At 54.7% G+C, this 12,833-nt stretch carries 12 protein-coding genes and 1 pseudogene; 6 read left to right on the top strand and 7 right to left on the bottom strand.

The annotated features are described in order from the left end of the window. Window positions 1-13: 13 nt before the first annotated feature. The 3 genes from KYE_RS01545 to KYE_RS01535 are packed head-to-tail and all read right to left on the bottom strand — an operon-like array spanning window position 14 to window position 3,006. Window positions 14-1,246, bottom strand: coding sequence for an efflux RND transporter periplasmic adaptor subunit (locus tag KYE_RS01545; protein WP_008169740.1), 1,233 nt, complete (start codon window positions 1,244-1,246; stop codon window positions 14-16). A 3-nt stretch (window positions 1,247-1,249) separates the two neighbouring features. Next, window positions 1,250-2,578 carry a TolC family protein gene (locus KYE_RS01540; protein WP_008169739.1) on the bottom strand — a complete coding sequence of 443 codons (1,329 nt, stop codon included), beginning with the start codon at window positions 2,576-2,578 and terminating at the stop codon, window positions 1,250-1,252. Window positions 2,579-2,637: 59 nt separating this feature from the next. Beyond that, window positions 2,638-3,006 carry a hypothetical protein gene (locus tag KYE_RS01535; RefSeq protein ID WP_139043650.1) on the bottom strand — a complete coding sequence of 123 codons (369 nt, stop codon included), beginning with the start codon at window positions 3,004-3,006 and terminating at the stop codon, window positions 2,638-2,640. 221 nt (window positions 3,007-3,227) lie between these two features. Here KYE_RS01535 and KYE_RS01530 point away from each other — a divergent pair. Beyond that, window positions 3,228-3,764 (top strand): annotated as a pseudogene (locus KYE_RS01530) (manganese efflux pump MntP family protein). A gap of 12 nt (window positions 3,765-3,776) precedes the next feature. Here the strand turns inward: KYE_RS01530 and KYE_RS01525 are convergent. Next, window positions 3,777-4,196, bottom strand: coding sequence for a BlaI/MecI/CopY family transcriptional regulator (locus tag KYE_RS01525; protein ID WP_050898225.1), 420 nt, complete (start codon window positions 4,194-4,196; stop codon window positions 3,777-3,779). A gap of 197 nt (window positions 4,197-4,393) precedes the next feature. Here KYE_RS01525 and KYE_RS01520 point away from each other — a divergent pair, with 197 nt between their 5' ends. From KYE_RS01520 to KYE_RS01495, 5 genes are all read left to right on the top strand, one after another. Further along, window positions 4,394-4,615 (top strand): AbrB/MazE/SpoVT family DNA-binding domain-containing protein, encoded by a 222-nt coding sequence (locus KYE_RS01520; protein WP_008169731.1) that lies wholly within the window; start codon window positions 4,394-4,396, stop codon window positions 4,613-4,615. Next, on the top strand, window positions 4,612-5,046 hold the full coding sequence (locus KYE_RS01515) for a PIN domain-containing protein (RefSeq protein ID WP_008169729.1): 435 nt from the start codon (window positions 4,612-4,614) through the stop codon (window positions 5,044-5,046). The genes KYE_RS01520 and KYE_RS01515 overlap by 4 nt, the downstream gene beginning before the upstream one ends. A 23-nt stretch (window positions 5,047-5,069) precedes the next feature. Beyond that, window positions 5,070-6,311 carry a site-specific integrase gene (locus tag KYE_RS01510; RefSeq protein WP_008169727.1) on the top strand — a complete coding sequence of 414 codons (1,242 nt, stop codon included), beginning with the start codon at window positions 5,070-5,072 and terminating at the stop codon, window positions 6,309-6,311. 18 nt (window positions 6,312-6,329) lie between these two features. Beyond that, window positions 6,330-9,317 (top strand): Tn3 family transposase, encoded by a 2,988-nt coding sequence (locus KYE_RS01505; protein WP_008169724.1) that lies wholly within the window; start codon window positions 6,330-6,332, stop codon window positions 9,315-9,317. A gap of 758 nt (window positions 9,318-10,075) precedes the next feature. Next, entirely contained in the window at window positions 10,076-10,912 is an 837-nt protein-coding gene (locus KYE_RS01495) for a substrate-binding periplasmic protein (RefSeq protein ID WP_008169721.1), read from the top strand. On the opposite strand, the gene KYE_RS01490 is transcribed toward KYE_RS01495, so the two are convergent. Genes KYE_RS01490 through KYE_RS01480 form a run of 3 tightly spaced genes read right to left on the bottom strand, consistent with a single transcriptional unit; the run spans window position 10,909 to window position 12,676 of the window. Continuing rightward, window positions 10,909-11,538, bottom strand: a complete 630-nt coding sequence (locus KYE_RS01490; RefSeq protein WP_008169718.1) for an ATP-dependent zinc protease — start codon at window positions 11,536-11,538, stop codon at window positions 10,909-10,911. The genes KYE_RS01495 and KYE_RS01490 overlap by 4 nt on opposite strands. Further along, window positions 11,535-12,110 carry an ACP phosphodiesterase gene (locus KYE_RS01485; RefSeq protein ID WP_008169716.1) on the bottom strand — a complete coding sequence of 192 codons (576 nt, stop codon included), beginning with the start codon at window positions 12,108-12,110 and terminating at the stop codon, window positions 11,535-11,537. The genes KYE_RS01490 and KYE_RS01485 overlap by 4 nt, the downstream gene beginning before the upstream one ends. A gap of 23 nt (window positions 12,111-12,133) precedes the next feature. Next, window positions 12,134-12,676 carry a porin family protein gene (locus KYE_RS01480; protein WP_008169714.1) on the bottom strand — a complete coding sequence of 181 codons (543 nt, stop codon included), beginning with the start codon at window positions 12,674-12,676 and terminating at the stop codon, window positions 12,134-12,136. Window positions 12,677-12,833: the final 157 nt, after the last annotated feature.

Below are 12,833 nucleotides of genomic sequence, written 5' to 3'. Positions count from 1 at the left end.
ATAGCCTCCTGGGTTAGTGGTCGTGGGATGCGCCGGATTTTTCGATATCGGCCTTGATCAGATAACTGTTGTCCACTACATAGCGGTCACCCGCTTGTAGCCCACCCAGTACCTCAGTCAAAGTGCCGTCGCTGGGGCCTAGCTCCAGTGGGCGAATTTCATAAGTATCTCCCACCTGGATAAATACCACGCTCCAATCCCGAAAAGGCTGCAGCGCCCGGTTCTCGACCGCCAGTGGCACCTCAAGGGTCTCTACCACTATATCCCCCGCCATCAGCAAGCCTGGGTTCAGCGTGCCGTCCGGGTTGTCCACTTTCACTCGGGCCAGGGTATAGGGCGCATTGTTTGGGGAAGGCAGCAGATGGCTAATGTTAGCCTGCTGATTAAATCCCTCGGCTTGCAGTAGAACTTTCTGGCCGACCGCCACCTTGGTGCGCTGGCCCGGAAATACCTGAAGCTCCGCCCACAAGGTGAACAGATCGGTGATGGCAAATAGAGGCCGGTCACCGGCGATTTCGCCCACACTGATCTGGCGCTCGGTTACCACGCCATCCATGGGTGAGCGCAGATCATAGGTTTTAAGACTTTCATTGGACTCCACTTGCGCCAGCAGATCACCTTTGGCAACACGGTCTCCCAAACGAACATTGACTCTGGTAATGACGCCGGGAAAGCGGGCGCGCACCCGCGCGATTTGCTCTGGCGCGGTGGTCAGTCGCCCATAAGTGGTCAAGGTTCGCTCAATCGAGCCCGGACCGGCCTCAGCTGTTCGGATTCCAGCCTTTTCAGCAATATCGGCTGCAATGCGGGTACGGCCTTCGTGGGATTCCCATTGCCACTGGTATTTTTTACCGTTCAAGGCAAGCGTGACTTCCACATCAAAGGAATGTGGCTCGGTCACCACGCCATCCCCCAGCCAATAGTCTCCTTGGAAGGCAAAATCAAAGGTATCCTCTTGTCCGCCCAAACGAGTGAGTTGAACGTTGAGGTCAACCCCATCGGTCATGGGCTTACCGTCCTTTGTCACCCAGGCACGATATTCTGGAGGAACACCTTGCTCGAAAATCTGCAGTTCGACGGTAGCGTCGTCCCGCTCAAGCAAGAGGCCACCATGAGGTCCTTTGGTTTCGGGCGCGGTCTGTTGTGCTTCGTTAGAAGCATCGTCCCGATCTTGCGCCGCTAGCAGGGGGCTGGCGGCCAGACAGGTGGCCACCAGTATCCAGTAGAGTGGTTTTATCAATTGCATGGTTCAATAATCCTGTGTTTGGTTTAGCGCGGACGCGGTCTGGCCTTGGGTCATGGACTGCGCCGTAAGCTGTTCGATAAGGGCTTGATTGAGCAGCGCCGTTGCGGCTGCTTCGACGAGTGCCTCGCGAGCCGAAAGCAGTTCGCGCTGTGCGGCGGTCCACTCCACATAGCTGTAGCGGCCGCGTTCATAGGCCTGCCGGGTAAGGTCGAGCGCCTTGGTCAGATCGGGCAGCACTGTGGAGCGCAGCTGCTCGACTGCATCGATGTTTTGTTGACGGGTGTGGTAGGCCTCGAACAACAGAGCGTGCAGTTGTAGCAGCGCTTCCTCTTGGCGGTATTGCACCTCGTCGCGCGCCGCTCGGGCTGCCTGCACCTCGCCCCGGTTCCGGCGTCCGGCAAACAGTGGCATTGATATGCCGGCCACCAGTGCGGTATCACCCGTTGTTTCCAAACGGCGGGCACCGATCTGCCAGCGGATATCGCTTTCCGATTGGCTTCGTGCCAACCGGATCTCGGCATCGCGCATGCGCCGCTCGCTGGCGTAGACCCGGATCACGGGGCTCTCGCTGGCCTGCTGGTATAGCACCTCGAAACGCTCGCTGGACTCGAACCGGAACAGGTCTCCCTGCAACCGCTGAAAATCTACCCGCGTTTCGCCCCACAGCGATGCCAACGCCATCTTCCGCTTCTCGTACTCGGTTTGCAGGGCAGAATGGGCAATGCGGCTCTGGGCGAGCGCGGCCTTGGCGCGCAGGACTTCGGCCTCAGGTGCGGCGCCCTGCTTGGTGCGACGGGTAACGGTGTTGAGGATCGCCTCACTCAATTCCACGGATTGAGTGGCCAAATCGAGCTTTTCCTGCAGCGCCAGGGTGGCGACATAACGTTGAGTCACCTGGCCCAACACATCCAGCGTCTCGGCTTCACGTTCGGCCTCCATCAGATCATAGCGAGAGCTCACAGCGCCCGTGCGAGCCCGGCGTTTGCCTCCCAACTCAATGACCGAGGATAGCGACAGGGTGTATTCCGCCCCGTCGACACCCTGCAGGGTACCGCTGCCGAGGGCATTCTCCACCTCCAGGCCAGCTTCATACGCTGGTGCCTGATTGGCCGTGAGACGGCTTCCCTCAAGCCCCTGCAGGCGAAGGTCGAACACCCGGAGACTGGGATTTTGCGCCATCGTCCGGGACACGGCATTGGCGAGAGTTAAGGACGTCTCTTCGGCGTGGGCAACGGCAACATTGAACGCCAGCGCGAACAGACACAATAAATGGATATAAGTCTGGCGCGGCTGTAGACGCCGCCCAGTGCTCATGGGCTTGCAAAAAAGCATGTAACTTCTCCTACGAAGGTCTAAATAACAGATGTTTCCCTAGTGGGATGGTCGTAGGATTAGGCGATTGGAGGGCGGAACAGAGAGGGTGGTATGACTGAAGTATGGCTGGCCTGATAGTCGGACAGGCGCTGACCGGCGGACAAAACGGCAATATCCGTTGCCGCGCTCAACAGCACCATGTGAAAATGGGCATGGTTTAGATGGCCATGATCAGATGAGTGATCCCGCGAAGGGTCCGATGAGGTGGAAGACTCCTCCATTTCCAGCGTGACCGAGTCAATGACAACGTCTTCATGGGAATGCTCGTGATTATGAGCGTGATGAGGCGTCGCGGGATGAGGTTGGTTTGTATCGCCAATAGCCGCCAGTGACTGCAGAGCAATCACCAGTGCTAAAACGATTGTTACCCAACGATTCTTCATCAAAGCGGACAGACTCTCCAGACTAAGGCCGGGACACTACCACAAGGAAACCCTTAGGTCAAAACCCGCATTCTGTTCGGTTTCCCCAATCTCGAGAGGTGGTGGACCTTGGGACGCAATGGTGCAAAACACCTCTCGGTTGGCGAGACCATCGATAGCTCCATGCCGGAAGTCGGGCGTGTGGGTCTTTCGTAGACTCGAGTCGCCCGGCCGGAGCAGACCGCATGAACCCGATTGCTCTCCTTTTGCTTACCCTTGCGATGTCCACCGATGCCTTTGCCGCCGCGATCAGCAAAGGGGCGGGCGGAGCCCTGCGAATGGGTCTTATCTTTGGGTCAATTGAAGCAGCAACACCTTTAGTCGGCTGGTTGCTTGGTAAATCGGCATCGACTTACGTTGAGGCGTGGGATCACTGGATAGCGTTTGCGCTATTGGTTGCTCTAGGGCTGCACATGCTTTATGAAGGCCTGAAACCCAGCGCTGAAGAAGTGTCGAAGCCCTCCAGACAGTCATTTCTCAAGGTTTCTTTGACAGCCATCGGCACGAGCATGGATGCCATGGCTGTAGGTATTGGCCTGGCATTTATCAACGTCAACATCTGAACTGCGGCGGCCCTGATTGGTCTGGCGACGACCGTTATGGTTACGCTTGGAGTGATGTTGGGACGGGCAATTGGATCGTTAATTGGCCAAAAGACCGAGATCTTAGACGGGCTGACACTAATCGGAGCCGGTGTTTGGATCCTGTCGAGCCATCTGTAAGGTCAAAAAATGCTACCGCACATGAAGAGCTTCGCCGCGCGTACGCATATTTTTAAGTTCAGCCTCTAGCGTATGCAAGGCTTCCTCGTTCAGCCAATTCGCCGCTTCGACGGACGCCGCCAGCGAAGAAGCGGTATCGCCGCCGAAGCGGCTGAGCACCTCGTTGACCAGACCGGCTACCAGCTGCTCACGGGCCACCTGCGGGGCATACCGGAATGCATGGCTAGCCTTGAAGCGCTTTAGCAGCTTTTTCCGATACAGCCGTTCCAACGTGGACTGCACAGTATTCACTGAAATGCCGCGCGCCACACCAATGGCAGCATGTACCTCTTTGGAGGACGCCTCCGGGACTCGCCACAGATGTACCAGCACCGCTACTTCGAGAGTGCCTAATGGTGGAATGGCAAGTTTATCAGGGGTGTCTTGAGTCACAGGTTTTCCGGCGACGGGTCGTGAGAAGATGAGCTAGAGTATAGAAGCACAAAAACCGATGATCAATCGGTTTTGTAGAGCGAGTGCGCCCTGTCTGAGGGTTTAGATCGAGGTCAGCGCCATTTCCTTTACTTCTTGACCTGAAGCAAAGAGGCCGGTAGTCTTTACTCTATTGATTAATGTAAAGGGTTCTAGTCATGCCAAAAGTCAGCTCAAAACGACAAATCACCTTGCCTGTGGATCAGTGTCGGCTGGCGGGCATTGAGCCTGGTGATGAATACGACAGCTACGTGGACAACGATGGCCACATTACCATCATCAAAAAGGTCTCAGGAGCCGCGCGCGGGATTCTCAAGGGCATCCGTGTGGATCGCCAGGTGAGTGAGGACGATTCCCGCCAAAACGGTATCGGTGCGTGATTGCCATTGATACCAATGTGCTGCTTCGTTACCTACTGCTGGACGATAAGGCTCAGTCGCATAAGGCCGTATCACTGATCACGGGACCTGTCCCCGCTCTGGTGACGGATGTCGTGTTGGTGGAGACAATGTGGGTTCTAACGGGTAAGCGCTACAAGCTTGACCGCGAGGCCATTGCTGGCGTGATCAGTGCGCTGTTTGCAGAGCCGAACATTGTCTTTGAGGATAGGCAGACTGTGTGGCGTGCTCTGAATGACTATAAGAAGGCGCGGCCGGTGAAGGTCGGTGGCAAGAAAAAGAGCGCTGACTTTCCCGACGCACTCGTTGTGAATAAAGCCATGCGCCAAGCACGCGAGTGGGGCCAAGCGTTTGAAGGCGTCTATACGTTCGACGTCGCGGCTCTGGAAATACTGGGGACGCTAAGTCCATAATTCGCCAAAATTAAAAGGTCGGCATGAGCAGCATTGACCACTACATACGCGCGGGCACCCGCGCCAATACTCGCAAAGCCTACCAAGGAGCAGTCCGCCACTTTGAGGACGAATGGGGCGGGTTTCTGCCGGCCACGGCCGACAGTGTTGCACGTTACCTGGTTGACCACGCGCGCGCTCATTCACTAAACACCCTGCGCCAACGACTGGCGGGTCTGGCGGCCTGGCACCTTGAGCAAGGTTTTCCCGATCCTACCAAAGCACCGCATGTTAAAAAGGTGCTCAAGGGCATTGCCGAACTGCACCCTGCCCCAGAAAAGCGGGCCAGACCCCTCCAGTTGGTGCAGCTGACGGCCATCGTATCGCACCTGGACCAGCAGATTGCTCGACAAGATACACACCGGTTGCCATTGCAACCGCTTCGCAACAAAGCACTTATGCTGATCGGTTTTTGGCGGGCCTTTCGCAGCGACGAGTTGGGGCGGCTCCATGCGGAGCATATTCAGGTGGAGCCTGGCTCGGGCATGGAGATTTACCTGCCCCGCACCAAAAGCGACCGCTCCGGGCAAGGGCGTTACTTCAAAGCGCCGGCCCTCAGGCAACTGTGTCCTGTAGAAGCCTATTTGGAATGGACTAACGCGGCACAGATCAAGCAAGGGCCGGTATTTCGGGCCATTAACCGTTGGGGCCAACTTGCGAATGAAGCTCTGCATCCGAACAGTATCATCACCATCGTCAGATCCTGTTGCCAAGCGGCAGGCATAGAGGGCTCAGACGCTTTCAGCAGCCACTCTTTGCGCCGAGGGTTTGCGAGCTGGGCCAATGGCCAGCGCTGGGACACAAAGTCTTTGATGGAGTATGTGGGATGGCGAGACGTTCATTCCGCAATGCGCTACATCGATGCACCTGACCCGTTCGCCCAGCATCGGATAGAGCAGAGCCTGGAAGGCCATCAGGCCGCTCCTTCTTTGGCGCAATCGACACTGCTGGAGGTGACCCTTCGGTTGGAGCGCTATAACAGCCAAGTGCGCAGCATAAAGAAAGTCCGTGAGCTTATCGAGCGCGTGTGCTTTGCCAACTGGGCCATGGCCAGGCTCAATGAGCAAGGAACGCAGTATCACATCACAATCACACATGACAGCCCGGAGCACCTTGATGAGGTTCTGGATGAGCTGCTCGCGCAAATGCACGCCTTAGCCAATGACCACCAGTGCATGCTCGAGGCGACAATCATGAATCCTGCCACTGGGACGACGTGGGACTAACTGGAGCGAGCGTGAGCCATGAGCAGCCTGCACGAAACAGCCTACCCGCGGCTGAAATCCGAAATCACCGAAAAAGAGCTGCAAGAATCCTATACGCCGTCCGACACTGAGCAGCTCTGGGGTCGACTGGCCAAAACACCGGTGGCCCGATTGGGTCTGTTGCTTCATCTTAAGCTCTTTCAGCGCCTGGGCTATTTTCAGTCCCTCGCGGCGGTGCCACGGGAAATCATTGAGCATGTCGGTCTCCAGTGTCAGTTTAGAAAGCTTCCGACCCAAACGCAGCTCCTACAGTACGACCGATCCGGGGCCAAGCACCGACACCTGAGGCAGATCCGGACCTACCTGGATGTTAAGCCCTTGGCGGGCACCGACAATAAGTGGCTTTACGAGATTGCTCTGGATGCGGCGGAAACCAAGGAAATGCTTGCGGACATCGTGAACGTCATGCTCGAAGAGTTGGTGCGCCATCGTTTTGAGTTGCCGGGTTTCACCGTTCTGAAACGTACGGCACGGCGTGCACGGAACCACGTGAACGAGCGCTGCTTTAGCGCCATCACCTCCCAGCTTACTGACGAGGCGAAGCAGAAGATTAATGAGCTGCTCTCACCGAACGGCCAGACCTACAGTGCCTGGCATATTCTCAAACGCGAACCGAAGCGCCCCGGCAACAAGGAGGTGCGTAGCTATCTTCAGCATGTGCACTGGCTGCAGACGCTTGGCGAAGAGATGCCTGCGATCAAGTTACCTATCGTCAAACACCGGCAGCTGGCGTTGGAGGCGCGTGCGCTGAACGCGACCGAGATGGCCGACCTGAAATTCAATAAACGTTATGCATTGGCGGTCATCCTGACGCGCAATCAACACAGCAAGGCGCTTGATGATGTGGCCGAACTGCTCATCCGTATGGTTCGCGCCATGGAAAGTCACGCCCAGGCGGCGTTACAGCAATACCTCCTGGACCACCAAAAACACGTTGATCGGTTGATAGAGACCTTTAAGGATGTGCTGACAGCCTACGAACAAGACACCTCTCAGCAACAGCGCTTGTCCTCGATTGAGGACATCATTGGCGAAAACAGCGGTACGCTGATCGACCGCTGCAACGAGCACATGGCTTATTCCGGCAACAATTACTTTCCCTTTATGCTCGCACCCTATCGCCAGAAGCGGGCACTCTTGTTCAATTGCCTTACCATTTTGGAACTCAAATCCACTTCCAACGATACCAGCTCAAACGCGTTGCTTACGCTCTTTCGCTCTCTGCAGCCGAGCCGTGCAGAGTACATTAAAATCGCGGCTGCCAGCGACACCATGGGCGAAACCTTTGACCCCGGCTGGATGCCGGAGAAGTGGCGAAAGTTGGTGCTCATTAAGTCCGAACAGTCGGGTGACTATGATCTATTGCACCGCAAGTACCTGGAGTTGTGGATACTGATCCATATCAAACAGGAGCTGTCATCGGGCGATCTTCACATACCACACAGTGCCCAATTTGATGATTATCGGGAGCAACTGATTGATGATGAGACACTCGATGCGGAGCTTGAGGAGTACGCCCAGCAGGTGGAGTTACCGCTGAGCGAGCCCAAGGCATTTTGCGTCCATCTGAAAGACCTGCTTACAGAGGCCTCCCGGAGGGTAGATGAACGGTTCCCGAAAAACCTGCACGCGGACATCCAAAATGGGCGACTGGTGTTACGCCGACACAAGGCTGAACTACCCACCAGTGAATTGAAAAAGCTTGACGAGCTCATCACCCAAACTCTTCCGCAGACCAGCATCATCGATGTATTAACCGATACCGAAAAGTGGCTCAATTTACACGGCAACTTCACGCCCTTGTCGGGCAACGAGTCTCGCCTGAACGAAGCCCAGAAGCGATTCATCACAACCCTGTTCTGCTATGGATGCAACCTGGGGCCCACACAGACAGCGCGTTCCATCAAAGGCATCAGCTCGCGGCAAGTAGCCTGGCTCAACCTCAAACACGCAACCGAGGAACGACTGGATAAAGCCATCGTTCAGGTGGTGAACGCCTACAACAAGTTCGACTTGCCAAAATACTGGGGTACCGGCCGCCACGTCTCGGCAGACGGTACCAAGTGGGATCTTTATGAGCAGAATCTGCTCTCCGAATACCACATCCGCTATGGGGGCTACGGCGGCATTGGTTACTATCACGTATCCGACACCTACATTGCGCTGTTTAGCCATTTTATTCCCTGCGGGGTGTACGAAGCCGTTTACATCCTCGACGGGCTGATGAGTAATAAGTCCGACATCCAGCCCGATACACTGCACGGTGATACTCAGGCGCAGAGCTACCCTGTGTTCGGGTTGGCCTATCTGCTGGGCATTAATCTGATGCCGCGCATCCGCAACATCCAAGACCTGACGCTGTGCCGACCCGATAAGCGATACCGTTACCAAAATATCGATTCACTGTTTACAGGGCACGTGAATTTCAAGTTGATCGAAACCCATTTGCGCGACATGCTCCGAGTCGCCGTCTCTATCAAGAAAGGGCAGATTACCGCTTCCACAATCCTTCGCCGTCTCGGAACTTACAGCCGTAAAAACAAGCTGTATTTCGCTTTCCGAGAGCTCGGGAAAGTGGTTCGAACGCTGTTCTTACTGCGGTACATTGATGAAATTGAACTGCGCAAGACCATCCATTCAGCTACTAACAAGAGTGAAGAATTTAACAACTTTACCAAGTGGTTGTTTTTCGGTGGGCAGGGGATCATTGCGGAGAATATCCGGCACGAGCAGCGCAAGGTCGTCAAATACAATCAGCTGGTAGCCAACATGGTCATACTGCACAACGTCGAACAGATGACGCAGGCATTAAAAACATTTGCCGACGACGGGCAAGGCCTCACCAAGGAGGTTTTGGGCGGGCTATCGCCGTACCGCACGGCCCATATCAACCGCTTTGGCGACTACACCCTGGATTTGAGACGCAAGGTCCAACCCCTGAATTTTAACGCCAAGATCATAAGTTAGCCCGATAATGGTGGTGCTTAATGCCAGATAACGAACACCCCCGGATATTCCCTTTAAATTCAGACACTTAGGGTTGATTTGGCGGATTTTTCCAGGATACCGTCGGACCCTCGTATTGCTCCAGCGTCTCGGGTTCAATCTCCGCCAGATTTACCATATCGCACATGGATGAGTTGTGTTCATAGATCCGTGTTGCAAGGCCTTTTGCGGTGTCAGTCTGGCTGGCAAAGGCCAGAAGAATGCGCTCACCGTTGTGGAAACAGCGTTTTTCTCTGTCGGATGGGTCTGTCATTGCTACAAATATAGGGTGGAATCTCGCGCTTAGCCATATCCATTTGAACCTTTTAGACCGGGGCACCGTTCTTAACAGAACACTGGCGATCAACAGGGGGTTGAGCATGCGTATTCTCAAAAACAGCGTCTTGGTTTTGGCGACTACAGTTTCATGTGTTTTTGGGGATTCGCGCTTGGCGCCTCCAGCGCTGACGAGGTCAGAGCCAGCATGGACAAAAACGCTGCAAATCAGAAAGTTAGACTTAGTAGTACTCACCGTGGAAATTTAGCACTTACTGTTAAAAGTTTTAGTACTTACTGTGGTCGTCCACCAAACGCACAAAACAGTATTCAATCCCCAGCATCAAAGTGCGTATAATGTATATTATGTTAAATCTAGTATAGCAACACTCAAGCTCACATCAATACAGTCGTTACACTCTGTGCGCACCCAACTCACCTATCCGGCTTTCAGGTGTTCATTAATGAAGTGGTACCGGCTGTTTCTGTTTTCCATGTTATTCTCCCTGATGCCGATAAGTCCTGCGGCAGCTAATCAGGAAATCATCCGAGTCACCACCGGCCAGTGGCCTCCCTACCTGGATAAGGAAAGTCCGCACGGTGGTTTTCTGGCGCAGATTATTCGCGAGGCTTTTGACAGCGAAGACATACGCGTGGAGTTTTCTTTCTTTCCCTGGTCCCGAGCCCTGGCCCTGGTGAAGTCCAAGAAATACCAGGCGTCGGCGGTCTGGTCATGCACGGCGGAAAGAAAACGCGAGTTTCTCTATTCCGCGCCAATTTTGCCCTATCAATATGTGTTTTATCATCGGCAGGAAATGCCATTCGATTGGGATGCATTGCCAGATCTCAGTGGGAAGACTGTCGGACTTACGCAGGATTACAGCTACGGACAGACACTCAGCGATGCTATCGACAGTGGTCTGGTAAGTTCCGATGTCACCACGTCCGACATTGCCAATTTCCGGAAGCTGTTGCTTGAGCGGATCGATCTTTTTCCCATGGATCCGGTGGTTGGTGAAGCGATGATTGCCCATCACCTGGGGCCAGAAGCGGGAGCCCGGCTGGAGTTCCATCCAAGGCCGCTTAGAAGTGCTCTCTACCATCTCCCGTTTTCTCGTGACGACCCGGAGGCGGGCCGCCTCAAGCGGACATTTGATCGGGGATTGGCCAATCTGCGTGAAAGCGGCCGCTATCAGGAGATTATTGAAAATGCCCTGAATGCCCACAGTTCCTCTGCGGCGGCCGCAATACTGGAAGAAAAACTGGTGAACTGGGATGAAGATCCCAGTTCCTGTGGTTAAGAGTCCGTGTCGGTTTCCTCTACCACATTCTCGGCATGCCTCTTTGCCAGCTCTTCCAGCGTTATGTACTCACACTCTTTTTCAGCCATAAACGAGTCTGCCGAATCAATCAGGATGTTGTCATCGCGCATGAATCGGCGACCCAGCAGCGCCGGATAGGAGAACTTGCCGCGGTCTGTCAGTGAAAACTGCGTGGTATGGGTGGTTCCGGCAATGCAGAAGTCCATCATGACCACATATCGCTTCTGGGATGGCGCGCCTTTTCGTTTAATCAGAACTGTTCGCTCGACCGGCCGCTCGAACTCCAGAATGACGTCGTCATGGTCCAGTTCGCCCTCGGTCGGCTGGTCCTCGTGGTCACCCAGTGGAATCTGGAAACTGACCCACTCCTCTCCGTCGCGCTCAAAGCCCTCGATGTTGACCGCGTGCAGAGACGACGTTTTGGCGCCTGTATCGAGTCGCGCCTTAAGCCTCAGGTTGGTATCTTTCATGACTACCCATTCAACATAGCCAAGGGTTTCCGGCGGTCGCTGCTGGTTATTGTTGGCATCGGCCTCCGCAGAAACTGCCATCGCTGATGGAAAAACCAATGCCATAGCCAACAACGCCCTAATAACAAACCTCATTCAATACCTCCTGCAAATTCCTGTAAATCCGGGAAAAATGATAAAAAATTGTGCTCCAGTTCTTCGTGGTTTGCGCGGATTTCCGTGATCATGCCAGCGAAATCATTTCTGAACCGTATGCGCCCCGCAACGCGGTCCAGTGCCTTCCCGATGTTTTCAAGGTCCTGGTAGGCCCCGAACCAGTCGTTCCACACCATCATTCGGGTAACTCTGGCCATTTTTTCCGGCATTAGATGTTCTTTCTGCTGCAACTCGTTGTATATACCGCGAATAAACGCCTCTTGCTCAATTTCACTGAACCGGTCCCAGTGTTTGAGAAGAAAATGGTCATAGAGAATATCGAGCGCAACGCCGGCAAATCGACGACGTTGACGGGAGAAGACCTGTTTGCTGGCAAGTACGTCGGGGTGCTGGTCGGTGAAGCTGTCGACCGCCCGATGGTGGCGGACGCCCTGCTTCACCGGGTCCGGCAGCGTCGAGAGATCGACGCCCCGGGTAAAGTCACCGAGGATGCTCCCCACCCGAGCTTCAGGTGAGTCCGGCGCGAGAAATACATGAGCCAGATGGTTCAAACAGTCTCCCCGGTGGCCTGGTTTCAGAAGTTGAATTGAATACCGACGCCCAGACCATCGACTTCGGCATTACTGTCTTCATAATAACGCATGTATTCAAGGTTGCCGGACAGGTTCGGCGCAAATTCCATATTCATGCCGATGCCGTAGGACACGTCCGTTTCATCCTCGGTGGCAGTGCCCAGAAACGAAGAAGCTTCGATTTCGACCCGGGTGAAACCGAGGATAGCGTACGGCGTAATGGGTGATTCGTTGGCCAGATTGAACGTGGCGTAGCCGCCGAAGAAGTTATCCAGTGAATAATCGACTCCGCCGATGCGGTCGTCATCCACGCCAAAACCGCCCCGCGCTTCGATGCCCAGATACGGCGTCGCCATCACGCCAACTTTGGCAGACAGCGTGCCTACGTCGGCATCCGCGTTACCGCTCTCAAGGTTCATGAAAGTGTAGTTCAGGCCTGTGTAGAGCCCGCCAACGCCAGACTTGTACATATCCTGGGCGGATGCGGCTCCTGCAGCAGCCATACCGGTGGCAAAGATAACGGCAATTGAACGTACGTGTTTCATTTTTTATCTCCTTAACCGAATTGTTCGGTGTACATCGCTGAACTTGCACCAGACTGACGCGTTTTGCCATCAGAAAGATCCGCATTTACGCGTTATTTACACCGATTTAATTCGCCGGTAATTTCAGCATCCGCGCGGTGTTACCTTGCGGAAGGCC

It is taken from the genome of Marinobacter manganoxydans MnI7-9 (genome assembly GCF_000235625.1).
GTDB lineage: Bacteria > Pseudomonadota > Gammaproteobacteria > Pseudomonadales > Oleiphilaceae > Marinobacter > Marinobacter manganoxydans.
The sequence above is the reverse complement of the archived record's forward strand: the minus strand, read 5'-3'. Positions and strand labels throughout refer to the sequence as shown.